Source organism: Parvularcula oceani, assembly GCF_000733125.1.
GTDB lineage: Bacteria > Pseudomonadota > Alphaproteobacteria > Caulobacterales > Parvularculaceae > Parvularcula > Parvularcula oceani.
This window is the reverse complement of the sequence record NZ_JPHU01000002.1, coordinates 114,562-140,634: the sequence shown is the minus strand read 5'-3', so window position 1 is coordinate 140,634 and position 26,073 is coordinate 114,562. Positions and strand designations below refer to the sequence as shown.

Annotated in this window: 28 protein-coding genes; 8 read left to right on the top strand and 20 right to left on the bottom strand. The window is 67.7% G+C overall.

Annotated features, from left to right (window positions below):
* Positions 1 to 69 precede the first annotated feature (69 nt).
* A complete protein-coding gene (locus tag IE88_RS0103015; protein ID WP_156032339.1) occupies positions 70 to 690 on the top strand; it encodes a hypothetical protein in 621 nt (206 codons plus the stop codon).
* 4 nt (positions 691 to 694) lie between these two features.
* On the opposite strand, the gene IE88_RS0103010 is transcribed toward IE88_RS0103015, so the two are convergent.
* Positions 695 to 1,453, bottom strand: coding sequence for a sulfite exporter TauE/SafE family protein (locus IE88_RS0103010; protein ID WP_031549960.1), 759 nt, complete (start codon positions 1,451 to 1,453; stop codon positions 695 to 697).
* 96 nt (positions 1,454 to 1,549) lie between these two features.
* Here IE88_RS0103010 and IE88_RS0103005 point away from each other — a divergent pair, with 96 nt between their 5' ends.
* On the top strand, positions 1,550 to 2,149 hold the full coding sequence (locus IE88_RS0103005) for a glutathione S-transferase family protein (RefSeq protein WP_051881440.1): 600 nt from the start codon (positions 1,550 to 1,552) through the stop codon (positions 2,147 to 2,149).
* Positions 2,150 to 2,157: 8 nt separating this feature from the next.
* Positions 2,158 to 2,955, top strand: coding sequence for an exodeoxyribonuclease III (xth, locus tag IE88_RS0103000; protein ID WP_031549957.1), 798 nt, complete (start codon positions 2,158 to 2,160; stop codon positions 2,953 to 2,955).
* Positions 2,956 to 3,003: 48 nt separating this feature from the next.
* Here xth and IE88_RS0102995 read toward each other — a convergent pair whose 3' ends face one another.
* Positions 3,004 to 3,771 (bottom strand): MarR family winged helix-turn-helix transcriptional regulator, encoded by a 768-nt coding sequence (locus IE88_RS0102995; RefSeq protein WP_081871398.1) that lies wholly within the window; start codon positions 3,769 to 3,771, stop codon positions 3,004 to 3,006.
* Between the two features lie 263 nt (positions 3,772 to 4,034).
* Between IE88_RS0102995 and IE88_RS0102990 the strand changes: the two genes are divergently transcribed.
* On the top strand, positions 4,035 to 4,595 hold the full coding sequence (locus IE88_RS0102990) for an NUDIX hydrolase (protein WP_051881439.1): 561 nt from the start codon (positions 4,035 to 4,037) through the stop codon (positions 4,593 to 4,595).
* On the opposite strand, the gene IE88_RS17070 is transcribed toward IE88_RS0102990, so the two are convergent.
* Genes IE88_RS17070 through IE88_RS0102945 form a run of 8 tightly spaced genes read right to left on the bottom strand, consistent with a single transcriptional unit; the run spans position 4,592 to position 11,661 of the window.
* Positions 4,592 to 5,308, bottom strand: a complete 717-nt coding sequence (locus tag IE88_RS17070) for an inner membrane-spanning protein YciB (protein ID WP_051881438.1) — start codon at positions 5,306 to 5,308, stop codon at positions 4,592 to 4,594. The genes IE88_RS0102990 and IE88_RS17070 overlap by 4 nt on opposite strands.
* 13 nt (positions 5,309 to 5,321) lie before the next feature.
* Positions 5,322 to 6,725, bottom strand: a complete 1,404-nt coding sequence (gene ftsY, locus IE88_RS0102980) for a signal recognition particle-docking protein FtsY (protein ID WP_031549949.1) — start codon at positions 6,723 to 6,725, stop codon at positions 5,322 to 5,324.
* Between the two features lie 15 nt (positions 6,726 to 6,740).
* The gene (gene mtaB, locus IE88_RS0102975) at positions 6,741 to 7,991 is read right to left on the bottom strand and encodes a tRNA (N(6)-L-threonylcarbamoyladenosine(37)-C(2))-methylthiotransferase MtaB (protein WP_036766489.1); all 1,251 of its coding nucleotides are present in this window, start codon (positions 7,989 to 7,991) and stop codon (positions 6,741 to 6,743) included.
* A 44-nt stretch (positions 7,992 to 8,035) separates the two neighbouring features.
* Positions 8,036 to 8,875 (bottom strand): diaminopimelate epimerase, encoded by an 840-nt coding sequence (dapF, locus tag IE88_RS0102970; RefSeq protein WP_051881437.1) that lies wholly within the window; start codon positions 8,873 to 8,875, stop codon positions 8,036 to 8,038.
* Between the two features lie 35 nt (positions 8,876 to 8,910).
* The gene (locus IE88_RS0102965) at positions 8,911 to 9,882 is read right to left on the bottom strand and encodes a hypothetical protein (RefSeq protein ID WP_031549943.1); all 972 of its coding nucleotides are present in this window, start codon (positions 9,880 to 9,882) and stop codon (positions 8,911 to 8,913) included.
* Complete coding sequence (locus IE88_RS18505; RefSeq protein ID WP_272945596.1) at positions 9,879 to 10,514, bottom strand: glycosyltransferase family 2 protein; 636 nt, start codon at positions 10,512 to 10,514, stop codon at positions 9,879 to 9,881. The genes IE88_RS0102965 and IE88_RS18505 overlap by 4 nt, the downstream gene beginning before the upstream one ends.
* Before the next feature lie 26 nt (positions 10,515 to 10,540).
* A complete protein-coding gene (locus tag IE88_RS18045) occupies positions 10,541 to 11,431 on the bottom strand; it encodes a hypothetical protein (RefSeq protein WP_156032335.1) in 891 nt (296 codons plus the stop codon).
* A 2-nt stretch (positions 11,432 to 11,433) separates the two neighbouring features.
* The gene (locus IE88_RS0102945) at positions 11,434 to 11,661 is read right to left on the bottom strand and encodes a DUF6471 domain-containing protein (RefSeq protein WP_031549935.1); all 228 of its coding nucleotides are present in this window, start codon (positions 11,659 to 11,661) and stop codon (positions 11,434 to 11,436) included.
* Between the two features lie 157 nt (positions 11,662 to 11,818).
* On the opposite strand from IE88_RS0102945, the gene IE88_RS0102940 reads away from it, so the two are divergent.
* Together IE88_RS0102940 and IE88_RS17065 are read left to right on the top strand one after the other, a co-directional pair.
* Positions 11,819 to 12,781 carry an IS1595 family transposase gene (locus tag IE88_RS0102940; RefSeq protein WP_031549933.1) on the top strand — a complete coding sequence of 321 codons (963 nt, stop codon included), beginning with the start codon at positions 11,819 to 11,821 and terminating at the stop codon, positions 12,779 to 12,781.
* A 240-nt stretch (positions 12,782 to 13,021) separates the two neighbouring features.
* Entirely contained in the window at positions 13,022 to 13,666 is a 645-nt protein-coding gene (locus IE88_RS17065; RefSeq protein WP_051881436.1) for a DUF4760 domain-containing protein, read from the top strand.
* Here IE88_RS17065 and IE88_RS0102930 read toward each other — a convergent pair.
* The 8 genes from IE88_RS0102930 to IE88_RS0102895 form a co-directional block, all read right to left on the bottom strand.
* Positions 13,656 to 14,090 (bottom strand): hypothetical protein, encoded by a 435-nt coding sequence (locus tag IE88_RS0102930; protein WP_031549929.1) that lies wholly within the window; start codon positions 14,088 to 14,090, stop codon positions 13,656 to 13,658. The two genes, IE88_RS17065 and IE88_RS0102930, sit on opposite strands and share 11 nt — an antisense overlap.
* Positions 14,091 to 14,145: 55 nt before the next feature.
* Positions 14,146 to 14,907 (bottom strand): glycosyltransferase, encoded by a 762-nt coding sequence (locus IE88_RS18040; protein ID WP_031549927.1) that lies wholly within the window; start codon positions 14,905 to 14,907, stop codon positions 14,146 to 14,148.
* A 128-nt stretch (positions 14,908 to 15,035) separates the two neighbouring features.
* Complete coding sequence (locus IE88_RS18035; protein ID WP_031549925.1) at positions 15,036 to 15,218, bottom strand: hypothetical protein; 183 nt, start codon at positions 15,216 to 15,218, stop codon at positions 15,036 to 15,038.
* The gene (locus tag IE88_RS18030; RefSeq protein ID WP_156032333.1) at positions 15,215 to 15,988 is read right to left on the bottom strand and encodes a hypothetical protein; all 774 of its coding nucleotides are present in this window, start codon (positions 15,986 to 15,988) and stop codon (positions 15,215 to 15,217) included. Before IE88_RS18030 ends, IE88_RS18035 begins: the two co-directional genes overlap by 4 nt.
* 132 nt (positions 15,989 to 16,120) lie before the next feature.
* Complete coding sequence (locus IE88_RS0102910) at positions 16,121 to 16,624, bottom strand: invasion associated locus B family protein (protein ID WP_031549923.1); 504 nt, start codon at positions 16,622 to 16,624, stop codon at positions 16,121 to 16,123.
* A gap of 97 nt (positions 16,625 to 16,721) precedes the next feature.
* A complete protein-coding gene (locus IE88_RS0102905; RefSeq protein ID WP_031549921.1) occupies positions 16,722 to 17,372 on the bottom strand; it encodes a heme exporter protein CcmB in 651 nt (216 codons plus the stop codon).
* Positions 17,369 to 17,986, bottom strand: a complete 618-nt coding sequence (gene ccmA / locus IE88_RS0102900; protein ID WP_031549919.1) for a heme ABC exporter ATP-binding protein CcmA — start codon at positions 17,984 to 17,986, stop codon at positions 17,369 to 17,371. Before ccmA ends, IE88_RS0102905 begins: the two co-directional genes overlap by 4 nt.
* A 41-nt stretch (positions 17,987 to 18,027) precedes the next feature.
* Positions 18,028 to 18,534 (bottom strand): CBS domain-containing protein, encoded by a 507-nt coding sequence (locus IE88_RS0102895; RefSeq protein ID WP_031549917.1) that lies wholly within the window; start codon positions 18,532 to 18,534, stop codon positions 18,028 to 18,030.
* A 176-nt stretch (positions 18,535 to 18,710) separates the two neighbouring features.
* Here IE88_RS0102895 and acnA point away from each other — a divergent pair, with 176 nt between their 5' ends.
* Positions 18,711 to 21,389, top strand: a complete 2,679-nt coding sequence (gene acnA, locus IE88_RS0102890) for an aconitate hydratase AcnA (protein WP_031549915.1) — start codon at positions 18,711 to 18,713, stop codon at positions 21,387 to 21,389.
* Between the two features lie 109 nt (positions 21,390 to 21,498).
* Positions 21,499 to 23,307 (top strand): ATP-binding protein, encoded by a 1,809-nt coding sequence (locus IE88_RS0102885; RefSeq protein ID WP_162178288.1) that lies wholly within the window; start codon positions 21,499 to 21,501, stop codon positions 23,305 to 23,307.
* 54 nt (positions 23,308 to 23,361) lie between these two features.
* Here the strand turns inward: IE88_RS0102885 and IE88_RS0102880 are convergent, their stop codons facing one another.
* Positions 23,362 to 24,090: an arginyltransferase gene (locus IE88_RS0102880; RefSeq protein ID WP_031549911.1), complete on the bottom strand. Its 729-nt coding sequence runs from the start codon at positions 24,088 to 24,090 to the stop codon at positions 23,362 to 23,364.
* A 55-nt stretch (positions 24,091 to 24,145) separates the two neighbouring features.
* Positions 24,146 to 26,005 (bottom strand): SLC13 family permease, encoded by a 1,860-nt coding sequence (locus IE88_RS0102875; protein ID WP_031549909.1) that lies wholly within the window; start codon positions 26,003 to 26,005, stop codon positions 24,146 to 24,148.
* Between the last annotated feature and the right edge of the window lie 68 nt (positions 26,006 to 26,073).

Genomic DNA, 26,073 nt, shown 5'->3' with positions numbered 1-26,073 from the left:
TCCCGGCCTTCAGGCCGGGAGCCTTTTTTTTCGATGGCGAAGCGGGGCCGGCCGGTCCATCTATCGCTCATGGACAACGAGACTATCGATATCGACGGACCGGGCTTCGCCGCGCTGGAGCGCGAGGCGCCCGTTCTCGCCCGCCTTCGCCGCTTCGCCCAAGGTCTCGACCGCGTGCCGTGGTTCGCGCGCCTTGGCGAGCCGCCAAAGGCTTCGCTGCGCGAGGCGGCGCAGGGTTATCTCGACCGGCTGGGCTTTCCCGATGCCGAACTCGCCATCCTGCCCGACTGGGAGGATGCGGGCGCGGCGGCCGAGACCGAAGGCTGGGCGAGCCCGGCCTGGGAGGCGGAGGAGCTGGCCCGCGCCGATCTGACCGCGCAGGCGCTGACATTGCTGTCCGAAGACGCGCTCGATATCGGCCTGCGCATGGTCGCGAGCCATGCCGGAGAGGCGGCGCGCGCGGCGATGGAGGAGGAGGCGGCCTATTGGGACGTCGCCGAGGAGGGCTATCGCAATCTCGCCGTCGGCGCGGCGGCGCAGGTCAGCCATCTCGCCGCCCTGTCCCTGATCGCGGCCGCCGCCGACCCCGAAATGGCGGCCGACGACAGTCTTTTCGCCTGGAAAATGAAGCTGTTCCTGGAAGGGCGTTGGCCCGTCGGCGTGGTCGGGAACAGCTTCAACGTCTTCTGAAGGCTCAAAGGGCGTTCAGACCGGCGATTCCCAGATAGATCGCCAGCGCGGTCAGGATCCAGCGCAGCGCGAAGCGGAACACGCGCTCATCGAGCCGCTTGAGGAGCCGGGTGCCGAGGATCGTGCCGGCGAAGCCCGTCGCGATGCAGAGCGCGATGAAGGGCACCCAGGGCGCATAGGCGAAGCCGAGCCCGGCGAAGATCAGCACCTTTGCGGTGTGCTGCAGAGTCATGCAGGCGCCGCCGGTGGCGATCAGGTTCACCCGGTCGAAGCGCGGCACCTTGGCGAGCACCGCCGTCATGAAGGGCCCGGACGCGCCGACGAAGAGTGTGAGGAAGGTCGAGAGCGTCCCTGCGACGACGAAGGACCGCTTGCCGAGCGGCAGGGAGACCTTCGGCCCCCATTGGGTGAACAGGATGAACCCCGCGATCAGGAGCCGCAGGGCGGCGGCCGGAAGGGACATGACGATCTGCGAACCGACGAGCCCGCCGATCAAAGCGCCGACGGAGAACCAGCCCACGGTCGGCCAGTCCACCGCCCGATGCAGGATCGCGAAGCGGCCCGCATTCGATCCCACCATCACGACGCCATGGACCGGGACCACCACCGGCGCCGGCATCAGCGTCGTCATCACCGCGATGAGAAGGAGCCCGCCGCCGATCGAGAAGGCGGCGGTGGTCGCCGATCCCAGAAAGCTGACCGCCAGGATGATGCCGGCGGCGAGGGGGCTGTCGAGGCCGGCAGGGAGGAAGACCGAAGGCATGGGCCCGCCCCTAGACCGCTTCGCCGCGCAAGGGCACTGGTTCCGCGAAGGGGCCTCCGATTGATCGCGGCGTCCCGGCGCGTCATACCTTGGGGCATGAAACTCTACGGCTCCCTCACCAGCCCCTATGTGCGGCTGTGCCGCCTCGCCGCCGAACGGCGCGGCCTTTCGGACAGGATCACCCTCGTTCAGACAGATCCCTACAAGGACCGGGCGTTCCGCAGAGTGAACCCCTTCGCCAAAGTGCCCGCTTTGGTGCTGGATGACGGGACCGCGCTCTACGACAGCGGCGTGATCCTGCGCTATCTCGACACGCTTGGCGGCACGCCCTCCCTCTACGAGGTGCCTCCCTATCCGCGGCATGTGGCGGATAGCTATGTCGCCCTTGCGACAGGCACGCTCGATGTCGGCGTCGCCTGGCTCCTCGAGGATCGCCGGCCGGAGGGCGAGCGGTCGGGAAGCTGGCAGTCGCGCCGCCTCGCAGGGGTCGAGGCGGGGCTGGAGGCGATGGCCGAGGCCGAAGCGCGCCTTCCCGAAAGCGCGGGGCTGGTCGACATCGCCTTCGCCGTCACGCTCGACTGGCTCGCCTTCCGCCTGCCTTCGGTGGAGTGGCAGCGCCATGAGGGGCTGGCGCAGCGGGCGGGCCGCCTTCTCGCCACCGCGCCCTTCGCCGCCACCGATCCGCGCAAGGGCTGAGGTTCGGCATGCGGATCACGACGTGGAACATCAATTCCGTCCGCCTGCGCATCGCCCAGGTCGAGCGGTTCCTGAAGGAAGAAGCGCCCGATGTCCTGTGCCTGCAGGAGATCAAGTGCACGAACGATCAGTTCCCGCGCAAGGCCTTCGAGAAGGCGGGCTATGGCAACATGGCCGTGCACGGCCAGAAGGGCTATCACGGCGTCGCCACCGTTTCCCGCCTGCCCATGACCGAGACGGGTCCCACCCAGTTCTGCGGCAAGGACGACTGCCGCCACATGGCGGTCCGGGTGAATGGCTGCGAAATCCACAATTTCTACGTCCCGGCGGGCGGCGACGTGCCCGATCCGGACGAGAACGAGAAGTTCGCGCACAAGCTCGCCTTCATGGACGAGATGACGGACCTGATGTCCGATCTCTCGCGGGAGCCTGCGGTGATCGTCGGCGACCTGAACGTCGCGCCCTATGAGCACGACGTCTGGTCCTCGCGCCAGCTCCGGCGGGTCGTCAGCCACACGCCCGTCGAGCGCGAGGCGATGGCGCGCATGGTGGAGGCGGGCGGCATGATCGACGTGGCCCGCCGCCTCGTGCCCGAAAACGAGAAGCTCTATAGCTGGTGGTCCTACAGGGCGAAGGACTGGGAGGCGTCCGATCGCGGGCGGCGCCTCGACCATATCTGGGTGACCGGGGCGCTCGAAAGAAGCGCGCTGGCAGGCGGGCGAGAGGCCTTCCGCGTGCACAAGACTGCGCGGGGCTGGGAAAAGCCCTCCGACCACGCGCCGGTGACCCTGGACTTCGCGACGTAAAAAAGGGGCGCCCCGGGGCGCCCCTTTCGCGTTTCCTGCGGCTTCGCCTCAGGCGGAGGTCTTCCGCCGGCTCGCCTTGCGGGCCGTCTTGCGGGTCATGCTCTGCTTGGTGGCCGAGCGTTTGGCGGCCGTCTTGCGCGGCGCCGCCTTGGTGGTCTTCTTGGCCGTCGCCTTCTTGCGCGTCGCCTTCTTGGCGGGGGCCTTCTGGGCCTCGGCGGCGTTGGTCGCCTTCACCGCTTCGCGCTTCGCCGTGGTCTTCTTGGCAGCCTTCTTGGCGGGCGCTTTCTTGGCTGGAGCCTTCTTTGCGGTTTTCTTGGCGGGCGCCTTCTTCGCGGCGGGGGCCGCGGCGGCGGGCGCGCGCTTGGGCGCCATCTGCTCGGCCTCGATCTTGTCGAGCGCGTCGGCATAGGCCTTGAGGTTCTTCATGAAGCTCGCCTGCTGCGTCTTGGGCAGCATTGAGAGCGCTTCCTCCTCGGCCTTCATCACCTTGCCCTCGGCCGATTTGAGAACCTTCTTGCCGGCCGCGGTCAGCTTGACCGCATTGGCGCGGGCGTCGTCCTTGGTCCGCTGGCGGGCGAGATAGCCCTTCGCGGTCAGGCGCGCGATCATGTCGGCCAGGGTGGAGCGGTCGATGCCGGTCTTCCGCACGAGGTCGGTCTGGGAAAGGCCCTCATCCTCGCTCACCGTATGAAGAACGGTGAACTGCCGCGGGGTGGGGCCGGTCGAGCCCACTTCTTTCTTGTAGAGGTCGTCTGCGTATTGCTGCGCACGGCGAAGAAGATGGCCGGGCGACTGTTTGAGGGCAAAATCTGCCATGATCGTCTATCCGTTCGTTCCGGCCGTGATCGGCCTTGGTGGAAGCGGACCTTCGGCGCCCGCCAGTTGACAAGAGAAGCGGAAAGATCCGCTCCGTCTGTTCCCCCGAGAAACTCATCCCAACCGAACAGACTACGGCGCGTTTGGCATGTTTCCCTTAAGGAACGCTTGCAAAGTCGAGCGCTTCGGGTACGGATGCAAGACTTTTCGCAGCCGGAACGATGTTCCGGCCCGGATGGCGGTCAGGGAAGGGAGCATCGGGCGTGAAGAACACCGAAGATCAGGCCGCAGAAGAGGGCGCGAAGACGCCTCGCTTCGTCCGGAAAGTCCCGCAGGGCGACGAGCACGAACGGGCCGTCTGCACCCGGTGCGGCTTCATCGACTACGAGAACCCCAAGATCGTCGCGGCATCCGTCGCGGGCACGGAGGACGGGCGCATCCTCCTGTGCAAGCGCGCGATCGAACCGCGCAAGGGATACTGGACGCTGCCGGCGGGCTATATGGAGCTGGGGGAGACGGTGGAAGAGGCGGCGCGCCGCGAGGCCCGGGAGGAGGCGGGCGCCGACCTGACGCTCGACCGTGTTCTGGCCGTCTATTCCGTGCCCCGCGCGGGGCAGGTGCAGATCATGTTCCGCGCCCGCCTCGACAATCCGGATACGATCGCGCCGGGGGTCGAGAGCGAGGCCCTGCAACTGGTCTCGTGGGAAGACATTCCCTGGCCGGACCTCGCCTTTCCGACCGTGTACTGGGCGCTTCGGGCCTGGAAAGAGGTGGAGGGGCGAGCCGATTTCCCGCCCTTCTCCAATCCGGCCGAGGGAGTTTAGGCCGCCGGGTTCCTGTCCGCCGCCTCGCCGTCCTGCATGTGCTTCATCAGGAAGGGCGTATTGGCGATGACGAAGGCGAAATAGGCCGCCGTGAAGCCGAAGATCTTGATGTTCACCCAGGTCGCCTCGCCCGCGCATTCCGCGCCTTCGACGCAGGAGGCCGTCAGCGTGCGCCACAGGATCTCATTGGCGATGGCGGCGAGGACGTTGAAGCCGACGAAGCGCCAGGTGAGCGTCCGCCAGGCGCTCTCGGTCAACTCGAAGGCGCCGTCGAACAGGAGGCGGAGGAAGTTGCGCCCCGACAGGAGGCCGCCCGCCAGCGCCGCCGCGGTGACTCCGTAGACGATGGTCGGCTTCATGTAGAAGAACGTCTTGTCGTGCAGGAGGAAGGTCAGCGCCCCGAGCACCGAGACGATGACACCGGTCACGACCAGCATGGGCGCGACTCGCCGCGCCCGGACCGCCGACCACACGAAAGCGATCGCGAAGGTCGGCAGGAAGAGGGCGAGCGCGAGATAGAGCTCGTTGCCGGGCAGGGCGAAGAACTCTTCGCCCAGAAGACCGTCGGCGGCAGGCGCGAGGCGGTCGGTCAGGAAATAGCCGAGCAGGAAGGCGCCGAGGGGGCCGAGCTCCACGGCGAGCTTCTCGCCGCCGTCGAGCTTGCGGGCGCCCGCAGGGGTCGGCGGTTCGGCCGAAGTGATCTCTTCTGTCACGTTGGAACGCTCCTCAGGCGGCTGTCGTCTCGGCCGTCAGGGCACGGGAGAAAGCGGAGGCGTCGAAGGGCTGAAGGTCGTCCACCTGCTCTCCGACCCCGATATAATGAATGGGCAGGCCGAACCTGTCGGCCAGCGCGACCAAGACGCCGCCGCGCGCCGTGCCGTCGAGCTTGGTCATGACGAGGCCGGTCGTATGCGCCGTCTCGGTGAAGGCCTCCGCCTGGCGCAGCGCGTTCTGGCCCACCGTGGCATCGAGGACGAGCAGGCTGTCATGGGGCGCGGTCTCGTCGAGCTTGCGGATGACACGGACGACCTTGGAGAGCTCGTCCATCAGCTCGGACCGGTTCTGGAGGCGGCCGGCCGTATCGATCAGCACCACGTCGATGCCCTCGCGGCGGGCCTGCTCCACAGCGTCATAGGCGAGGCCCGCAGCGTCCGCGCCCTGCGGCCGGGTGACGACGGGCGTGTCCGTCCGCTCGCCCCAGACCTGGAGCTGCTCGATCGCGGCGGCGCGGAAGGTGTCGCCCGCGGCGAGGAGGACGGAATGCCCCTCCGCCTTCAGCTTCGCGGCCAGCTTGCCGATCGTGGTGGTCTTGCCCGCGCCGTTGACCCCGGCGACCAGAATGACGTGCGGGGCGTTGCCCTTGTCGATGGACAGCGGCGCTTCGAGCGGCTTGAGCGTGCGCGCGACTTCCGTAGCCAGAACGGCCCGCACCTCGTCGAGCGTCACGTCCTGCTTGTAGCGCGTCTTGGACAGCTCGGTGATGACGCGCGTGGCGGCGGGCAGGCCGAGATCGGCGGCGATGAGCGAATCCTCGAGCGCCTCGAGCGCCTCGTCGGTCAGCTCGCGCTTCTGAACGAAGGCGTCGGCCAGCCCTTCGGACAGGCGCGCCGAACTCTTCGACATCCCGGCGGCGAGCCGTCCGAACAGGCCGCGCTTCTTCGGCTCTGGCTCTGGAGTGGGGGGTGGGGCCGGTTCCTCGAGGGCCGTCTCGGCCGCGGGGGTCGGCTCGGCGGCCAGGGGCGGCGCGGGCTCGGGTTCCGGCTCTGGCAGGCGGGGCTCTTCGGCCGCGCCCCCCTCTGGTTCGCCGGCCGCACGGGATTCCGGAGGTGATTCCTCATCCCCGGCGCGGGCCGGCGCGGTACTCGCGGGTTTTTCTTCGTCCTCGCCTTCGCCCAGCTTGTCCGTCTCGTTGAGGAATTCGGGCGCGCCGGCCTCGGAATCCTCCTCCACCGTCGCCGCATGCGGCTCACGGTTCGTGCCGGGCTGAAGCGATTTCGCGCCGCCCGCCGGCACCTGGTCCGACGGGGTCTCGTCGGGCCGCCTGTGCACGCCCTCGTCCGGCGATTTCTTGTCGTGCTGGTTCTTTCCGCTGAACAGGCGGTCGAAGAACCCTTTCTTCTTCTCGGCCATGAATATGCCTTTCTTCTACTCTGGCCCGACGTGAACAGCGCGCAGGCGGCGTTCGTCCCGCGCCTGCGGCGTTACGCGGATGCGTTCGCCGGGACGGGCGCCGTCGGCGGGGAAAAGGACGTCGGTGAAATCGGGGGCCTTGCCCGTGGCGAGGCCGTCGCGGACCTGCTCGACCAAGACGGTCAGGGGCACGCCGATCCTGGCGCGCAAGTGCCGGTCCAGCGCCGCATCGGCGACCGCGCGCAGCGCCTTGGCGCGCGCCTTCACCACCGCGCGGTCGAGCTGGGGCATGCGGGCCGCTGGCGTTCCGCTTCGCGGGCTGAACGGGAAGACGTGCACGAAGGACAGGCCGCAATCCTCGACCAGAGCGCGGGTCTCTGCGGCCATGTCCTCCGTCTCGGTCGGAAAGCCCGCGATCAGGTCCGCTCCGAGCGCAATCTCCGGCCGCGCAGCCTTGAGGCGCGCGGCGAGCTTCACGGCATCCTCGCGGCTGTGGCGGCGCTTCATCCGCTTGAGGATCATGTCCGCCCCGGCCTGAAGCGACAGATGGGCGTAGGGGGCGACCCGCTCTTCTTCGGTCAGGAGGCGGAAGAGGAGGTCGTCCACCTCCGCCCCGTCGATCGAGGACAGTCGGATCGCGACGTTCCCGGGCAGGCCGTCGAGAAGAACCTTCACCAGCGTGCCGAGCCGCGCCTCGCCGAGGTCCGGTCCCCAGGAGGTCAGGTCGACCCCCGTCAGCACGATCTCCTTCGCGCCCGCATCGGCCAGCGCCCGCGCCTCGGCGAGCGCGTCCTCGGGCCGCTTGGAGCGCGCGGCGCCCCGGCCATAGGGAATGATGCAGAAGGTGCAGCGGTGATCGCAGCCGTTCTGGACCTCGAGATGGGCTCTCACCGCGGGCGCGGCGGGCGCCTCCGCGCGGGGCAGCTTGCGGGTCTCGAAGACGTCCGGCGCGCGGTCTTCGGACCGCGCCCAGCTTTCGGGATCGAGCTTGACGCCATTGCCGATGATGCGCGCGACCTCCGGCATGGCGGCGAAGCTCTCGGGATCGGTCTGCACGGCGCAGCCCGTCGCGATCACGCGGCGTCCCTGCCGCGCCGCCCTGCGGATGGCCTGGCGGCTCTGGCGCACGGCCTCGTTCGTCACCGCGCAGGTGTTCACGACCACCGCGTCGCGCTCGCCGCTCTTCGCGGCGAGCTGCGCCATGCGCTCGGACTCATACGCGTTGAGGCGGCAGCCCAGCGTGACAGTGGAAGGATTCTCGCTCACGCGGGGCTATGTGCGGGCGCTGGGCGCTTTTGCCAAGCCGCGCCTCAGAACACGCCTTGCCCGTTCAGGCGCACGGGCCCCGCCATGATGACGCGGTCGTCCTCCTCGCGCCACTCGATCCCGAGCGTGCCGCCGTCGAGCTCGACCGTCGCCTTGCGCCCCGTCAGGCGGCGGCGGGCGGCCGAGACCAGCGCCGCGCAGGCGGCCGTCCCGCAGGCCTTGGTCAGGCCGACGCCCCGCTCCCAGGTCCGCACGCGCAGATCGTGGCGGCTGCGGACCTGCGCGACCGAGACGTTGACGCCTTCGGGAAACATCGGGTGATGCTCGACCAGCGGGCCGAAGCGGTCGAGCTTCTGCGTCTCGACATCGTCGACGAAGAAGACGCAGTGCGGATTGCCCATGGAGACGGCCGAGGGCCCCCACAGGACCGGCGCGTCGATCGGGCCGAGCTTGACGTTGACGTAGCGGGTATCCTCATGCGCCTCGGCCAGCGGGATCTCCTCCCAGGACAGGCGCGGCGGACCCATGTCGACGGCGACGCGCGTGCTGCCGATCCGCTCGGCCATCAGGACGCCGGAGGGGGTACCGAAGGCGACGGCGGCCTCGCCGTCCTCTTCCATCAACAGCCAGGCGATGCAGCGGGCGGCATTGCCGCAGGCGCCCGCCTCGGAGCCGTCGGCGTTCCAGATGCCCATGCGGGGCAGGCCGTCGCCCTCTTCGAGCGTGATGATCTGGTCGCAGCCGAAGGGCCCCTCGCGGTCGCCCAGAGCCCGCGCGGCCTCGCCCGTCATGCGGCCGCCCCGGCGCAGATCGGCGATGACGAAGTCGTTGCCGAGGCCGTCCATCAGCCAGTAGCGCTGTCCAGAAAGCGAATTGGTGCTCATGGCCCGCACCTAGAGCCTGGAGGAAGGCTCGTCCATCAGTGCGGCGCGAGCAGGATCACGCTCGCCAGCGCGCCGAGCTGGCCTGCGACCGCGCCGAACATCGTCCCGAAGCGCATCAGGATGACCCCTTGGGCGCAGGCGGCGCAGAGAAGGGCCAGAGAGACCGGCACGTCGCTCGAGGTCGCGGCCAGCGCGCAGGCGAGCAGCGCCGCGATCCGGGCGGGGCGCCTCACGCCGTAGCGCACGAGGCCCGGCGCGCAGGCGATCGCGAGAAGGAGCCCGATGCAGAAGGCGGCCGGGACGGGATCGTCCTCCATGCTGAGGCCGGGCAGGGGGCCTGCGCCCGCTGCCCCCGTCACCCATCCCGCATAGGCCAGCGTCAGCGCCCAGGCGCAGACCGGCAGGAAGGCGACGAGATAGACCGACGGCATGTGCCGCCCCGGAACGCTTCGCGGAATGGCGAGGAAGAGGACGGCGAAGAGCGGCAGGGCGAAGCCCTGGAAGCCCGGCGTGCAGGCCGCCGCGAGCGCCAGGCCGGCGCCCGCCCGCGGCACGCCGATATGCACCTCCCGCTCGCGCAGGGTCAGGACCGCGGACCACATCAGGGTGAATCCGAGGGCCGCATAGCCGTAGCCTGCCGCACATGCCCAGAGGACCAGCGGGTTGCAGACGAGGAAGAGCATGCCGGCCGCCGCGCGGACCGGCGCCTCGCGGCCGAGCCGCCAGATGGAGAGCGCGAGAAGCGGCAGGGCCGACCAGCTCGCGATCAGGAGAGCGCTTCCGGCAGGCAGGCCGGAAGCCGCCGAGAGCCTGCCCGCCAGGAGCAGCGTCGCTTCGGCGCCCGGCGCCACCGCAGCGCTCTGCGCGGCGCGCGAAGCAAGAAGGCGCCCCGCCGCGTCCAGCGGCGTCAGCCATGCGGCCAGCAGCGCGCCTGCGCACAGGGCGAGGACGCCGATCCAGCGCTGGGCCGGCGGCAGCGTGAGCGGCCTGAGCGCCGTCGCGCTCATGCGGGGGCCACCTTGGCGGCGATGGCCTCGGGCGCCTCGCCGGCCTCGTGCTCCGTCTTCTCCCAGTAGAAGGGCCGGACGAGGAGCTGCCAGAGCGCCCTGTAGCCCGCCACCGATTGCAGGACCCAATAGGCGGGGGCGGTGAGGCCAAACAGGACGAGATCGTGCCAGCCCCTTCTCAGCGGCGCGAGGACGAAGAGCCAGAGCTGGAAGGCGTTCCCCAGAAGGAGCGCGGCCACGGCCATCGCGCCGAGCGGCGGCGGAAAGAGAGTCTCGACCGGCAGGTCGAGCCCTGCGAGCCAGATCACGTAGAGGAGCCAGAAGACCGGGTTGAGAAGCGCCGAGACCCCGACCGCGCCGATCAGGAAATGCAGCGTCAGCGCGTGCCGCCAGGCTCCCCTGCCGGGCCGCCGCCGCGCATGGACGAGCCAGGTCTGAAGATAGCCCTTGATCCAGCGCGAGCGCTGGCGGAGCCAGGCGCCCGTCCCGGCGGTCGCAAGCTCGTAGGTCGTCGAGTCCAGCATTCTCGCGCGGTAGCCCCAATGGCTCAGCCGCAGGCCGAGATCGGCGTCCTCGGTCACGTTGTAGGCGTCCCAGCCGCCGACCTCGACCAGCGCGCCGGTGCGGAAGATCGGTGTTATGTATCAAACGCAGGAAGTCAGTCTTGAGACGGCGGTCGGGATGGAAACATCTTGTGCTCGCCGCTCTCATCGTCGGGCACGAATCGGTTGTCCCAAGCGAAGCTAGTGGTGCCGATGTGGCGGCGGGTCAATTGGCCGCTGGGGCGCGGGAATACAGTGCTGTAGTGGGTGCCAATGGTCAGCTCGATGTGGATCATCCCGTCTTTGGGGAGTTTGTCCCAATGCTGCACGCGCATAAAAATACTCTCTTTGGCATCCATGCCGGGACCGATCACTGTGTTGAACGCGACATAGCCCACCTCAAGTATACTTTGTCTGTGGGTGCTCACCGTCGTACCGGCCCATTGCTTCCGGAAGCCTACATATCCGGTTATATTGAGCGTGATTCCGGTGGCAGGTGTCTGCCCGGTATTCTTCAGTTTCAAAATGAATATCAGGGAGTTAAGACTCGGAACGAGCTTCACCGCGCATTCGGCGCAATGTACATAGGCTTGCGCCTGTATCTCCCCAATGTCGCGCGTGACGCGGACATTCTCTTCGGCATGCTCAAGGGCGACTTGAGCCGCTTTGGTCGCGCGGAAAGCCTCCCAAAGAGTGCCGGCGACCAGCACGACACCGATCAGGGTGATCCAGAACGTGTTTCGCGCCGAACGCGCCATCTCACGCTGAACCAGAAGGTCTTGTTCTTGGCGCCACTCTTCGCGTTCGGCTTTGGTGTCAGCATCTACGGGTTGAAGCGCACCGGGCGGCGCATTGAGCGGCGCGACTTCGAGCGCGACCCCACCGAGTTCCTGATATTCTTGGTCGGCGGCGTCCTCGCGGGCTCGGCGCTGTTCTTCATGGTGAGCTAGTGCGAGCACTGCCCACAATGCGGCGAGCAGTGCGAGAACGGCAATCGGGCGGGACATGGTCAGTCCAGCCGCAGAGTGTCCGCTCCCACGGCATCTAGGCACTGTACAAGGAACACAGCGGTGAACTTGCCCCGTGCCAGCTTGTTGCGGAGGTTCGGCTCGGTCTCCTTCACGCCGATCTGCGCCAGTTTCTCGACGAGCTGGGCATAGGTCACGCCGCGCTTCTTCAGCTCAGCCTTCAGCAACCCTTTGACCTTGGCTTCCCAATCGACGCTGCTGTCCGGCATGGCAAGGCCCCTTCGTCTCTAGCGTCCGCTCCCTCGGACCTAGAGCCGGACGGCAGCGCCCGCAACACGAATGCCATCGTTTGTGTGACATTCGCCCTTGTCAAAGTCACATCATGTCATCATATGCGTTACACAGGTAACGCAAACGATGGCAAATATGGCTCAACATTTTCTCCTCTCCGCAGGATCGCGCACCCTCTCACTGAAGGCGATCTACAAGGCTGGCGAGGCGAAGGCGTATGAGACGTTCTGCAAGATGCGCTGGCCGGAGACGGACGGCGAGGCCGTTTGCCCGCGCTGCGGCTTCGATCAGACCTACTTCCTCAAGACGCGCCGCAAATACGAGTGCAAAGCCTGCAAGCACCACTTCTCGGTGACGAGCGGGACGATCTTCCATGCGCGCAAGCTCGACTTCACCGACCTGCTGGCGGCCATTTGCATCATCGTGAACAGCGCCAAGGGCGTCTCTGCGGTCCAGCTCTCCCGTGACCTCGACGTGCAGTACAAGACGGCTTTCGTCCTGGCGCACAAGCTGCGCGAGGCGATGGGCGATGAAACCGACCGCATCCTCGCTGACGGCGTGGCGGAGATCGACGGCGCCTATTTCGGCGGCCATGTCCGCCCGGCGAACCTGCGCGAGAACCGGAAGGATCGCCGCCTCAAGCGTCACCAGACCGGCACCCGCCGCGTCGTCGTCGCCATCCGCGACCGCGACGGCCGCACCCTCACGACCGTCACCCGCCGCGAGAGCGAAGGGCTCGCCTTCGCCATGAAGCGGATCAAGCCCGGCACCGTCGTGCACGCCGATGAGGCGACGCACTGGGATGCGCTCGAAGACAGCTTCCCGACCTACCGGATCAACCACTCGGAAGCCTACAGCCTCAACGGCGCCTGCACGAACCAAGCGGAAAGCTTCTTCTCCCGCCTGCGCCGGATGATCGAGGGCCAGCACCACGGCGTGAGCCCGAAGCACCTGCACGCCTACGCGACGCATGCCGCATGGCTTGAGGATCACCGCAGAGAGGCGAACGGTACGCTGGCGGGCCGTGCTCTGCAGAACGCGCTTTGGGCGCCTGTTAGCCGGACGTGGGCAGGATATTGGCAGCGGGCGAATGGTTAATTGAGAATCGTTCGCGTTAACCATATAGTGTTGTGTTTGATGGCAAACCGCACTATATAGGGTGCAAGGTGTTAACCGGAATGTCAGAGAACGTTAGCTTGAATTGCACTGACTTCTGATACATCTGTTGACGCCCATGATCGTTCATGGGAACGATCCTGATGCCTCCCGGGTTGGAGGGGAGGCGTGACAGAAAGGCCCACAATGAAGCTGCACGAAGGCACTGGCGGTTACTGACCGTTGGCTAGCTCCACCCCACCATTCATCCAAATCAGCGGCGGCGACCTAGCGGACGCCGCCGTTATCGTGTCGGCGATTCTGGCGCTCGTCCTGATCTTGTCGAACCGAGCCAACACGAAGCGGACAAACACTCTCCACTTCATCCTGCAAACCGAGGCTGATAAGGATATCATAAGGGCCCGCGAGCGCTTCATCGACATCATCCGCAGCGGGCGAAAATCCAATACCTATCTCGCTGGTCCTGATGCGGGGTCGTCCCAGAAAGACGCCTACCCAGCAAAACGAGGGTGGGGGCCAGGGCGCAAGGATAGAGAGGGCAAGCTCAGCGAAGAAGATGAAGAACGCCGTGACGATCGCTTGGCAATCGATAAGATCCTCAACGTTCATGAGCTGACTGCGGTTGCCATCCAAGAGGGCGCGCTCGATGAGCGAGTGTTCCGTCGCTGGTACAACAAGGCGTACATTCGAGATTACGAGTCGATGACCGGATACATCGAAGCAATCCGCATAAACCGCCAGAACCCCGCGATCTTCAAGGAGTTGGAGGCTCTGGCCAAGGCTTGGAAGGAAGACCGCAATTTCTATGCGGAGCCCGGGTGGGCTCGTAGGAAGTGGCGAGCCCTGAAAAAGGCGATCAAGGCTTAGCCTCCCACACATACCCCACCTTCGTCCGCTCGCTCGTGACGAGCCCCGCGTCCCGCATTGTCCGCAGGGCCTTCCCGATCCGCTTCACGAGGTCATGCACGAGCCGGGCGTCTCGCGGATCTTTGCCTTCTCCTGAGACCATGCGTTCGGCCAGTTCCCGGCTCGTGGCGGGGCCTCGCTCCCGCAGCTCCGCCTTGAGCCAGCTCCGCAGTTCGTTCCGATAGAACAGCACCACGCGGGCCTGACGGGTGTTCACGGTCGGCAGCTCGCCGTCATAGCCCAGCGTCTCCAGGACGCGCTCTATCGCCTCCACGTCGTTCTGCACGACCGCCATGCGGGCTCGAAGGTCCGCCGCTTCGTCCAGCTTCTCCGCCCGCTTCCGCAGCAGGCCCGACACGGTGTTCTGATAGCCATTGTCGCTCATGCCGTGACGTTAGCATTGCGAACGATGGCAGTCGCCGCTATCCTTCCTGCGTTTGCTACCTAAGGCCGCGGAAGATATTCGAGGTCCCGCCGAGCGGCAGCGGCGCGCCGAGCCTGTCGAGGCCCGGCAGGATCAGGTCGAACAGCAGCGCGTATTCGATGGCGAAGAGCCGCGTGACCCAGCTTTCGGACCGGTTGTAATAGTTCAGCCGCGCCTGGAGGCAGACCACGTCATGGGGCAGGGCGGCGAAGGCGGCGGCGGCGCGGCGCAGCTGGTTCGCCTCGGGGCGGTCTTCCGCGTCGTAGATGACGAGAAGCTCGCCCCGTGCGCGCCACAGGCCGTGATTGCAGGCGCGCGGCTTGGTCTGCGGCATGCCCGGCGGCACGATCACCACTTCGAGCGGGAAGCGCGGGGCGAGCGTGCGCGCGAGGGCCTGCGTCTCGGCATCGTCGGCCTCGAGCAGCAGCTTCACGTCCAGCCGCTGCGAAGGGTAGTCGAGGCTTTCGAGCGCGCCGATCAGACCCGGCAGGCTCGCCGCCTCGCGATAGGCGGGGCAGAGCACCGTCACGACCGGCAGGGCCTCCTCGGCCAGGCCTGCCGCGCGAACGGGCTCCCGGCCCCTGGTGTGCGACAGGCAGGCCGCGGCGAAGCGCAGGGCGAGCGCGGCGAGGGTGAAGGTCAGGAAGAGCGCGTTGAGCGCCACCAGGCTGGAAAGCGGCGCGAGAGCGCCCGCCATGAGAAGCGTCACCGCGAGGGCGGCGCATACCCGCTTCTGGGTTTCCGAAAGGCGTCGATGGGCCGTCAGCAGCGGCTGCACGGTCCGCAGATAGCCGGTCGCAGCCCAGGCGGCGAGCCCGTCATCGGAGGACGGCGCCCGGCCCGCCGCCGCGGCGAGCGTGCGCAGCCGGAGGAGCGCGCCGGCCGGAGCGATATCCGCCGCCGGCTTCAGCGCCGCCGCCTCAGGAGCAGCGTGCCGATAAGCGGGGCGAGCAGGAGAAGGCTCTCGCGAAGCGCCAGGCGCGACAGAAGCGGCGTCAGTCCCGCCTGCGCCGTGGTGCCGTCCTCCGCCTGCCCGGCTGCGGTCATGCCGGCTTCGGCGAGAGCGGATTGGGCGAGGAGTTCGATCATCGGCCCACCCACAGGGCGACGAATGCGCCCCGCCCGAGATCCACGTTTTCCCCGGCGAGATCGGCGCGCGCCCCGAGCTGGAGCGCGACCCGGCCGAAAAGCGGCAGCACGACCGACGGGGCGATCTGGTAGAGGCTGTAATCGACCCCGCCCGGCGCCGCGCCGCCGAGCGACTGCGTCGCGTAGAGGTCGACAAGGACCAGCGTGCCGCTGTCCCGGGCATGGCCGAGCGTGACCTCTCCCTTCAGGAGATCGGCATCGTCCCCGAAGCTCAAGCGCGGCCCGAGCTTGGCGGTGACGAAGGCGGCGGAGAAGTCGTAGCCGGCAAGGGCGGAGATTTCCGCCGCTGCGTCGCGCTCGAAGGCGCGGTCGGCGATCAGCTGCGAGGTGGTGCTGGTCGGCGCGGCGAGAGCGACAGCGCCGCTGGCGACGCCCCGTTCGCTGCGGGCGAACCCCTTCTGCACGAAGATTTCCGCCTCGGAGATCCCGCTCAGCCTGTCGGAAAAGGCGTCCTGCTCAATGCTCTGCCAGGCCTGCCCGAGCTTGCCGCCGATCATGGCGCCGCCGCCGACGCCCCATTCGAAATAGGTCTCGAGACTGGTCTGGCCGAACTGGCGGCCGTCCTCCTCGGCCTCGCTGGCGGTCAGCTTGCTGATCGAGAGAGGGCGCCCCGGCTCCCGCGTCCAGGGCGAGGCATGGGCGCCGGTGGTCCAGAAGGACAGCACGAAGAGTCCCGTAGCGCCTAAAAGCGCCTGGCGTGTTCCATTCATGCGTCCCCTGCCCGCCGAGCCCTGCCGAAACTCTCACTGCCCGCGGACCTTATCCTACCGTTTGGTCATGAACGGCCAGTTATCGCAGGTTGAGTCTTTTTTGGTGCACAGCTTCGGGGTGTGGGCCGGATCTCAGCGGCAGGCGCTCGCCGCCCGCTCGAGCGCGCTCGTCACGCCGAGAAGCGAGAACCGGTATTCGGTCGCGGTCCCCCGCTCGGATGTCGCCGAAAGGCGCATATTCGCGCCGCGGCGCATGGCGGCGACCAGGCGGTCTTCCTCGGCGGGGGCCTCGACGAAGCCTTCATTGCCCGAGGCGAAGAGGTCCCAGCGGTCCGAACCGATGCGGATCTCGGGATCGGGCGTGCCGCGAAGCGGGTAGCCCGCCATGAAGCTCGGCTGCTCGCTCGCCGCGCCAGAGGCCCAGGTCGCGACCATCATGTAGACATCGCCGTGCTGCACATTGCTCGGCGATTTGTCCTTGGGCGAGGAGACCGCATAGCAGATCGTGTCGTCGCCGATGTCGTTCACATAGACATACCAGTCCTGATAGGTCGCGATCTGCTCTGGCGCGGCGGCGGCGGACACCGGCAGGGCGGCCGCCATGGCGGCGAGAACGGACATCAGGACTCTGGTCATGGGGCCTCCTGCTTTCACGCATGCGGGAGCCTTATGACAGAGGCAGGCCCGCCCCGGAAGCCGCTGCCGACTGACCGTCGGTTCATCGGGGGACGGTTCAGCTCGACTGGATGCGCAGGGCCGCCGCCGCGGCGAAGGGGCAGATGGCGAGGGCCTGGAGCGAGTAGGCGCCGAGGAAGAGAAGAGGACCCGCTGGCGCCTCGCCCGTGCTGGCCGCGCCGAAGACGAGGGCGGGCGCGAAGAGCGGCAGGGCGAGGAAGACGAGAAGCCCCGTTCCGCGCCGCAGCCCCGAGAGGAGCGCGCCGAGCGTGCCGGCCAGAAGCGCCAGCGCGGGCGTGCCGAGAAGAACGCCGAGCGTGCCGCCGAGCGCGTTGCCCGCGGGCAGGCCGAAGGCCAGGAGCAGGACCGGGCTCGCCAGCACGAGCGGCAGGCAGGTCGCCCCCCAGCCGCAGGCGATCTTGACCAGCGCCACCAGCGGCAGGGGCAGGGGCGAGAGCCGCAGGAGGTCGAGGCCGCCCGTGCGCAGGTCTTCCTCGAAGAGCGAATCGAGCCCCAGGAGCAGTGACAGGCTGGCGGCGAGCCAGAGGATGCCGGGACCGGCCTGCGCCAGGAGCGCCGCATCGCGGCCGAGGCCGAGCGGGGCGAGGGCGGTGGCGACGGCGAAGAGGCCGAGGCTGGCCGCCCAGCCGCCGCCGCGCAGGCGCAGGGCCAGCTCGCGCCGGGCAAGTGCGACAAGCGCGGCCTTCACGGGGCCGACAGCCGCAGGGTCGGCGCGCCGGGCAGCCCCTCGCCTTCATGGGTCGCCATCAGGACGAGGCCGCCGCGCCCGCGATGCGCGGCGGCGGCGTCCAGAAGCACCGACCGGCCCTCCGCGTCCAGGCCCGACAAGGGCTCGTCCAGCAGCCAGACCGGGCGGGGCGCCAGAAGGAGGCGGGCCAGCCCAAGCCGCCGCCTTTGCCCCGTGGAGAGCTTCCCGGCAGGGATCGTCTCGGACCCGGAAAGACCGGCATCGGCCAGAACGTCGCCGGGTTCGGCCGCGTAAAGCCCGCTCCAGAAGGCGATATGCTCGGCGGCGGTGAGCCGGTCGGCGAGGCCTTCGCCCGCCGCCAGGAGGTGGAGGCCGCGGGCGCGCGTCTCGGCCGGGTCGCACGGCGTGCCGCCCGCCTCGAAGCGGATGTCTCCCCCGGCCAGCGTGGCGAGGCCGGCGACAGCCCTGAGGACGGAGGATTTGCCCGACCCGTTGGGCCCGCGCAGCAGGAGAGCATCGCCGGGCGCGAGATGGAAGCTCACGCCTGACGCGACGATGCGCCCACCGCGCGAAGGCGCGATGTCGCTGCAGGACAGGGAGACGGCGAAGCCCATGGCCCTTGGGTGCACCGGCTCGCCGCCCGGCGCAACTGGCCTCAGGTGACCACGCCCAGCAGGATCACCGTGTAGATCAGAATGCCGCCAAGGATGAGAAGCTGGTTGTAGCTGCTCGTCCAGGTGCCCTGGGCGAGCGTCTTGGCGCGGTCGAGAAGCTCGGGCCAGCTATAGGACACGAAATCGCCCTGGGTCATGATGTTCAGGAGGCGTCCCTCGGCATCGACGATGGGCAGGCGGCGGAAGCGCTCATTGGACATGATCCGCAGCCAGCCGACATAATCGTCATCGGCGCTGGCGCAGCGCACATCGGCGGTCATCACCTCGGACACCCGCGTTGCGTCCGGGTCGCGCTTTTCGGCCACCACGCGGTTCATCACGTCCCGCTCGGTCATCATGCCGATGACCCTTTCGGCGCCGTCGGTGACGATGATGGCGCCGTAATTGCGTTCCGACATGCGGAGCACCGCCGCCCTGACCGTCTCGTCGGGCTTGCAGGTCATCGGCTTGGGCTTGGTCTTGTATTCGGCTCGGTCCTTGATCTTCACGCTGTCTCTCCCGTCTGCCTGCGGTGAAGCTAGTCCGGCGGGGCGGGGCGGGGATGCGGCGAGCTGCCCCGGGGGGACTGCGCCGCGCCCTCGTCGCGTTGCGTCGGCTCCCTACCTCCCGCATAAGGCCTGCAAACGCCCGCGCCCCGCGCGCAGAGATAATCAGGAGAGCTTTGATGATCCCCGGCCACGACAGTCTGAAGACGAAAAAAACCCTCGATGCGGGCGGCAAGACCTACAGCTATTACAGCCTCGACGAGGCCTCCCAGCAGCTCGGCGACGTCTCGCGCCTGCCGGTCTCGCTGAAATACCTGCTCGAGAACCTGCTGCGCTACGAGGACGGGCGTTCGGTCGACACCAGCATGATCGACGCCTTCTCCGGCTGGCTCAAGAATGGCGGCAAGAACCCCGTCGAGATCGCCTACCGCCCGGCGCGCGTCCTGATGCAGGACTTCACCGGCGTTCCGGCCGTGGTCGACCTCGCGGCCATGCGCGACGCGATGAAGGCGCTCGGCGACGACCCCGAGAAGATCAATCCGCTGGCGCCCGTCGACCTCGTCATCGACCACTCGGTCATGGTCGACTATTTCGGCACGCCCGAAGCCTTCGAGCGGAACGTCGAGCGCGAATATGAGCGCAACAAGGAGCGCTACCAGTTCCTCAAATGGGGCCAGGGCGCCTTCGACAATTTCCGCGTCGTCCCCCCGGGCACGGGCATCTGCCACCAGGTGAACCTCGAATATCTCGGCCAGACCGTCTGGACGGCCGAGCATGAGGGCGAGACCTACGCCTATCCCGATACCCTGGTCGGCACGGACAGCCACACCACCATGGTGAACGGCCTGTCGATCCTCGGCTGGGGCGTCGGCGGCATCGAGGCGGAGGCCGCCATGCTCGGCCAGCCGGTCTCCATGCTCATCCCCGAGGTGATCGGCTTCAAAGTCACCGGCAAGATGCCCGAGGGCGCGACCGCGACCGACCTCGTGCTCACCGTGACCGAGATGCTCCGCAAGAAGGGCGTGGTCGGCAAGTTCGTCGAATTCTATGGCCCCGGCGTGCGCAACATGACGCTCGAAGACCGCGCCACCATCGGCAACATGTCTCCCGAATTCGGTTCGACCTGCGCCTTCTTCCCCGTGGACGAAGAGACGCTGCGCTATCTGCGCGCCACCGGCCGCAAGGAAGACCGCGTCGAGCTGGTCGAGGCCTACGCCAAGGCGCAGGGCCTGTGGCTGACGGATGAGGGCGCCGACCCCGTCTTCACCGATACGCTGGAACTCGACCTCGGCGACGTGGTGCCCTCCATTGCGGGTCCGAAACGACCCCAGGACCGCATCGCGCTCAAGGATGCGCCCCAGGGCTTCGACAGAGCGCTCGACGAGGAATACGGACTGCTCGCAGAGAAGGGCAAGCAGGTCCCGGTTGAGGGCGCGGACTACACGATCGGCCATGGCGACATCGCCATCGCGGCCATCACGTCCTGCACCAACACCTCGAACCCCTCGATCCTGATGGCCGCCGGCCTCGTCGCCAAGAAGGCGCGCGAACGCGGCCTGACGCGCAAGCCCTGGGTGAAGACCTCGCTCGCGCCGGGCTCGCAGGTGGTGACCGACTATCTCGAGAAATCGGGCCTTCAGGACGATCTCGACGCGCTCGGCTTCAACCTCGTCGGCTATGGCTGCACGACCTGCATCGGCAATTCCGGCCCGCTGCCCGATCCGATCCACGATGCGATCCAGGGCAACAACCTGGCCGTGGCCAGCGTCTTGTCGGGCAACCGGAACTTCGAGGGCCGGATCAGTCAGGACGTGCGGGCGAACTTCCTCGCCTCGCCGCCTCTGGTCGTCGCCTTCGCGATCGCGGGCTCGATGAACATCAACCTGACGACCGATCCGCTCGGCCAGGACAAGGACGGCAACGACGTCTACCTCAAGGACATCTGGCCGACCTCGCATGAGATCGCCGAGATGGTCCGTGCCAATGTCACGCCCGAAATGTTCGCCGAGCGCTATGCCGAGGTCTTCAAGGGCGATGCGCGCTGGCAGGGCATCTCGACCAGCTCGTCCGAGACCTATGAGTGGCCGTCCTCGACCTATATCGCGAACCCGCCCTATTTCCGGGATATGGATCCGCATCCTAAGGCCCCCGAGCCGATCGAGAAGGCGCGGGTCCTGGCGCTGCTCGGCGATTCCATCACGACCGACCATATCAGCCCGGCCGGCGCGATCGCCGAGGACAGCCCCGCCGGCGAATATCTCGAAAGCCATCAGGTCGCCCCGCGGGAGTTCAACTCCTACGGCTCGCGCCGCGGCAACCACGAGGTCATGATGCGCGGCACCTTCGCCAATATCCGCATCAAGAACCAGATGGTTCCGGGCACCGAGGGCGGCCTGACCAAATACGCGCCGACCGAGACGGTCATGCCGATCTATGACGCGGCGATGAAATACCGCTCGGAAGGCACGCCGCTCGTCGTCTTCGCCGGCGAGCAGTACGGCACGGGCTCCTCGCGCGACTGGGCGGCCAAGGGCACGATCCTCCTGGGCGTCAAGGCGGTCGTCGCGAACAGCTTCGAACGCATCCACCGCTCGAACCTGATCGGCATGGGCGTGCTGCCGCTGCAATTCTCCGAAGGGGAAAGCTGGACATCCCTCGGCCTCGACGGGACGGAGGAAATCTCCATCGCCGGCGTCGAGACGCTCAAGCCGCGCGAGAACCTCGAGATGACGATCCGCAGCGCCGACGGGACGGAACGCAAGGTGACGCTTCTCGCCCGCATCGATACGCAGGACGAGCTCGACTACTTCCGCAATGGCGGCATCCTGCAATACGTCATCCGCAAGCTCGCGGCCTGACGATCAAGAAAGGGGAGCGGCCGGTACATTTTGCCGGCCGCTCTTCAATTCGCTTTAAGGCAAATGCGGCATCCTTGGGTTGTGATAAAGTCCGGGGGGTGTCGCAGGGGTGGAGAGCGCGGTCTTTGAGCCGGTGTCGTCGGAGGGCGCCCTGCATCGCATGCAGGCGAGCGCCCAGCAGCGTCGCGAGGAACTGAAAACCCGCATCTGCATCGCCGCCGTCGGCGCGATCTTCCTGTGGTTCGGCACTTCGCTGCCCCTCGCTCTGCCCTGGCTGGCGCTGGTCATCCTCAGCCAGGTCGTCGACAACGCCATCTGGCGGCCGCTGCGCCGCCCACCGGATGCGGGCCCGCCGGGGCGGCGCCAGCTTGCCGCCATCCGCCTTTCCGCCATGCAGGCGGCGATCGTCTACGGGTTCCTGCCCGTCGCGGTGTGGGCCTATGGCGGGCAGGGCGACAAGATCTTCGCGATGATGTGGCTGATGGGTTCGCTGCTGCACGTCACGCTGCACATGCACCATGATCGCGGCATCTTCGTCTGCGGCATCGTTCCGCATGCGGTCTGTGCCGTCGCGCTGCCGCTCCATTCCCTGATCACCGGCGCATCGCCCGGCCGGGGCAGCGCCCTGCTGATCCTCATGGCGATCGCGCTCTATGTCGGCCATCTGCGCTTCGCCTTCCGGGCCTCGCAGCGATCCGATGCGCGCCTGCGCGCCTCCCGCGAGGAGGCGCTCGAGCGACAGGCTTCGGCGGAAGCGGCGAATGAGGCGAAATCGGCCTTCCTCGCCAATATGAGCCATGAGATCCGCACGCCGCTCAACGGGATCATCGGCATGGCCAGCGCTCTCGATGCAGAGGATCTTTCGAGGGGTGCGCGGGACAAGCTCGGCGTCATCGCGGATTCGAGCGACGCCCTGCTCCAGGTCCTCAACGACATTCTTGACGTGTCCAAGATCGAAGCGGGCAAGCTCGAACTGGAGCGGGCGGAGTTCGACCTGAGGGATGTCGCGAGAAAGACGGGCAGCCTGTTCGGCCTCAAGGCCGCGGCGGCGGGGCTCGATCTGGAGGTCGCTGTCTCTCCCGCGCTCGCGCCGCGGCGGATCGGCGACGAGCACCGCCTGATCCAGATCGTGCAGAACCTCGTCAGCAATGCCTTGAAGTTCACGCCGGCGGGCGGCATCCGCGTCGCGTTCGAGCCGGGCGAGGGCGGCCATGCCGTCCTGCTGACCGTCGAGGATACCGGCATCGGCATGACGCCGGAGCAGGAGGCGCGGATCTTCGATCCCTTCATGCAGGCCGACTGTTCGACCACGCGGCGCTATGGCGGCACGGGCCTCGGCCTTGCGATCGTGGGCGCTCTGGTCAAGGCGATGGACGGCAGCGTCAGCGTCGCCTCCTCGCCCGGTTGCGGCACGCGCTTCGGACTGACGCTCATGCTGGAGCCGGCCAGTGATCGCGCCGAGGCCGCCGCACCCGAAGCGCAGCCGGAGCGGCCGCTTGCCGCCGATCTGTCAGCGCTGCGTGTGCTCGCGGTGGACGATAATGCCGTCAACCGCATGGTCATCTCGGCCCTGCTCGCGCCGACCGGCGCCGCCCTGGTCATGGCCGAGAGCGGCAGGGAAGCCGTGGCGCTCGCCGAGGGCGGCGCTTTCGACATCATCCTGATGGATATCTCCATGCCCGAAATGGACGGGGTGGAGGCCATGCGGCGCATCCGGGAGAAGCAGGAGGGCGGACCCATTCCCATCATCGCCGTTTCCGCCCACGCGCTCCGCCATCAGGTCGAGCGCTACAAGGCGCAGGGCTTTGACGGCTATCTGACGAAGCCCGTCACCGCGGGAGACCTGCTCACCGAGATCGCCCGGCACGCCGGTCCGGCGGCGCCGTCCGACCGGTCCGCTGCCGCCGGAGGCGAATGACAGGCCTCGCCTGTGCCGGGGAGAGCCCTTCGGCAGACCGCAGCCTTTCCCGGCTCAATCGGTCAGCGGCTGCCATTGTCCGCCGCCGAGGACCTCGAGGGGGCCGAAGCGGCGCTTGTAGTCCATCTTGGGGGAGCCATCGATCCAGTAGCCCAGATAGACGTAGGGAAGACCGAGCTGCCGCGCATAGGCGACGTGGTCGGCGATCATGAAGCTGCCGAGCGAGCGCCTCGGCGCCTCGGGCTCGAAGAAGCTGTAGACCATGGAGAGGCCGTCCTCGAGCCGGTCGGTGAGGGCGCAGGCCATCAGCTCGCCGCCCTCGTCCTTGGGCTGGCGGTATTCGATCAGCAGGGTGTCGACCGGCGTCTGCTCGACCATCTGGGCATAGTCGAGAACCGTCATCTCGGACATGCCGCCATCGGCGTGGCGCGCATCGAGATAGGCTCTGAGCAATGAGAACTGCTCGCTCGTCGTGCGCGGGGGGCGCGCGGCGCGGATGAGGTCCGCATTGCGCCGCAGCGTTCTGCGCCAGGGGCGCTCGTCGAACCCCGCCACCGGCACCCGGACCGGCTTGCAGGCCGAGCAGCCGTCGCAGGCGGGCAGATAGGCGATGTTCTGCGAGCGCCGGAAGCCGCGCTGGGACAGGAGGGCATTGAGCGAGGCCGCGCCTTCGCCGCCGAGAAAGGTGAAGACCTTCCGCTCGCGCTGTCCCTTCACATAGGGGCAGGGCGAGGGGGAGGTCAGGTAGAACTCTCTGTTCCCGGTCGGGAATACCTTCGTCATGCAGTCGGTTCGCCTCGCGGTGATGCTGGAGCCGGCGTGCCTAGCACGCTCTTCGTCACAGAAGCCCTACCGCACGAAAGTATATCGGCGCCACCGCCGTGTAGACGATCCACAGCAGCACGATCAGCGGCACCCCGGTATTGAGGAAGTCGCGGAACTGGTAATGCCCCGGCGCCATCACGAGCAGGTTCGTCTGATAGGCGACCGGCGTCGCGAAGGAGCAGTTCGCCGCATAGATCACCGTCAGGACGAGGACGATCGGGTCCATGCCGGCCGCCGCCGCGGCGCTGAACGCGATCGGCGTGAAGAGGACCACGGTCGCATTGTTCGAGAGCACGTTGGTCAGCGCCGCCGTCAGCGCGAAGAAGGCCGACATCAGGATGACGGGCCCGCTGAGGCCGAAAGCCCCCTCGCTCGTCGCCAGCGGGGTCAGGAAGCCGGCGAGATAGGCGGCGCCGCCGGTGCGTTCGAGCGCCACGCCCATGGCGAGGGCGACGCCCACCAGAAGATAGATGCGCCGGTCGATGGCGCGGCCGGCCTGCCGCACGTTGAGGCAGCCCGTGGCGACCATCGCGGTCGCGCCCAGAATGGCCGAGACCGAGATCGGCAGGATGCCGAACGCCGCCGTGCCGACGACGCCGACGAAGATCATGGCGGCATAGCGCGCATGGTCGGGATCGGGCAGCTGCGTCATCGACTGCTCGAGCATCAGGATGTCGCGGTCCGCGCGCAGCGCCCGCACATCGCCGCGGTCTCCGAGTATGAGGAGGACGTCGCCTGCCTCGAGGCGGATATGGGCCACCTCCGTGCGGATCATGCGCGAGCGGCGCTGGATGCCGATGATCACGCAATTGGTCTGGAAGCGGAAGCGGATCTGGCTGATCGTCCGCCCGATGATGCGGGAGCCCGGCGCCACCACCGCCTCGACCATGGTCAGCTCGCCCTCCGAGCCGTCGCTGACCTCGACCTCGGACATGTAGCCCGCGAGAATGGCGGGCCGCTTTCTCAGAAGCTCGGTCAGGGCGTCCCGCGTGGCGGCGATGATGACCTTGTCGTGCAGGCGGAACTTGATGTCGTCGAAGGGCGGCAGCAGCACTTCGTCGCGCCGCTGGACCATGCGGACGGTGATGTTCGGCAGGTCGGGGAAGAGGCCCGCAACCGAGCCCTGCCCAATGAGGGGGTTGCCCCGCTGAAGCGTGAGCTGCGCGACGAATTGCCGTCCGTCCGGCGCTGTCAGCTCCGTCGCGCCGTGCCGGTCGGGCAGGAAGAATTTCGTGATGACCGCGAGATAGCCGCTGCCGACGGCCGCGAGCACGAGGCCGAGCGGGGCCAGGGCGAAGAAGCCGAGGCGCAGGCCGGAGACGTTCTCGAAGGCCTCGACCGCGAGCAGGTTGGTAGAGGAGCCGATCGTCGTCGTCATGCCGCCCAGGATCGACATGAAGCTGAGCGGCATCATCAGGCGCGAGGGCGCGATCTTTCCCTTGGCCGCGATGGCCGCCATGATCGGCACGAACATCACGACGACGGGCGTGTTGTTCAAAAAGGCGCTGATCACCATCACGAAGATGAAGACGCCGATCACCGCGAACTGGCGGTAGCGTTCATAGACGCTGACCAGCATGCGGGTGGGATATTCCAGCGCCCCCGACTGATACATGCCCTGGCCGACGATCAGGAGGCCGAGGATCGCGAACAGGGCGGGGCTGGCGAAGCCCGACAGCAGGATGCCGGTATCGAGCAGCACCTCCCCGTCGACCCGCACCACGGGAAAGAGGTGGAAGAAGACCAGCAGCACGGCCAGCACGACGCCGGAGACGATCTCAAGGCTGAACCGGTCCGCCGAATAGGCCACGATCGCCGCCGCGATGACGGCAAGCGTGAACCACATCTGCCAAGTGGTGAGCGCGACTTCCATCAGGCCTCAGTCTGCGGGTGTTCGGGTCCCGCGGGAAGGCGGCGGGGGAGAGAAGCGCTCTTGCGCAG

Bases quoted from the DNA above. Each gene is read 5' to 3' on its own strand.
- IE88_RS0103015 (WP_156032339.1), top strand. From the start codon at position 70: ATGGACAACGAGACTATCGATATCGACGGACCGGGCTTCGCCGCGCTG.
- IE88_RS0103010 (WP_031549960.1), bottom strand. From the start codon at position 1,453: ATGCCTTCGGTCTTCCTCCCTGCCGGCCTCGACAGCCCCCTCGCCGCC.
- IE88_RS0103005 (WP_051881440.1), top strand. From the start codon at position 1,550: ATGAAACTCTACGGCTCCCTCACCAGCCCCTATGTGCGGCTGTGCCGC.
- xth (WP_031549957.1), top strand. From the start codon at position 2,158: ATGCGGATCACGACGTGGAACATCAATTCCGTCCGCCTGCGCATCGCC.
- IE88_RS0102995 (WP_081871398.1), bottom strand. From the start codon at position 3,771: ATGGCAGATTTTGCCCTCAAACAGTCGCCCGGCCATCTTCTTCGCCGT.
- ftsY (WP_031549949.1), bottom strand. From the start codon at position 6,725: ATGGCCGAGAAGAAGAAAGGGTTCTTCGACCGCCTGTTCAGCGGAAAG.
- dapF (WP_051881437.1), bottom strand. From the start codon at position 8,875: ATGAGCACCAATTCGCTTTCTGGACAGCGCTACTGGCTGATGGACGGC.
- IE88_RS0102965 (WP_031549943.1), bottom strand. From the start codon at position 9,882: ATGAGCGCGACGGCGCTCAGGCCGCTCACGCTGCCGCCGGCCCAGCGC.
- IE88_RS18045 (WP_156032335.1), bottom strand. From the start codon at position 11,431: ATGTCCCGCCCGATTGCCGTTCTCGCACTGCTCGCCGCATTGTGGGCA.
- IE88_RS0102945 (WP_031549935.1), bottom strand. From the start codon at position 11,661: ATGCCGGACAGCAGCGTCGATTGGGAAGCCAAGGTCAAAGGGTTGCTG.
- IE88_RS0102940 (WP_031549933.1), top strand. From the start codon at position 11,819: ATGGCTCAACATTTTCTCCTCTCCGCAGGATCGCGCACCCTCTCACTG.
- IE88_RS0102930 (WP_031549929.1), bottom strand. From the start codon at position 14,090: ATGAGCGACAATGGCTATCAGAACACCGTGTCGGGCCTGCTGCGGAAG.
- IE88_RS18035 (WP_031549925.1), bottom strand. From the start codon at position 15,218: ATGATCGAACTCCTCGCCCAATCCGCTCTCGCCGAAGCCGGCATGACC.
- IE88_RS18030 (WP_156032333.1), bottom strand. From the start codon at position 15,988: ATGAATGGAACACGCCAGGCGCTTTTAGGCGCTACGGGACTCTTCGTG.
- IE88_RS0102910 (WP_031549923.1), bottom strand. From the start codon at position 16,624: ATGACCAGAGTCCTGATGTCCGTTCTCGCCGCCATGGCGGCCGCCCTG.
- ccmA (WP_031549919.1), bottom strand. From the start codon at position 17,986: ATGGGCTTCGCCGTCTCCCTGTCCTGCAGCGACATCGCGCCTTCGCGC.
- acnA (WP_031549915.1), top strand. From the start codon at position 18,711: ATGATCCCCGGCCACGACAGTCTGAAGACGAAAAAAACCCTCGATGCG.
- IE88_RS0102880 (WP_031549911.1), bottom strand. From the start codon at position 24,090: ATGACGAAGGTATTCCCGACCGGGAACAGAGAGTTCTACCTGACCTCC.
- IE88_RS0102875 (WP_031549909.1), bottom strand. From the start codon at position 26,005: ATGGAAGTCGCGCTCACCACTTGGCAGATGTGGTTCACGCTTGCCGTC.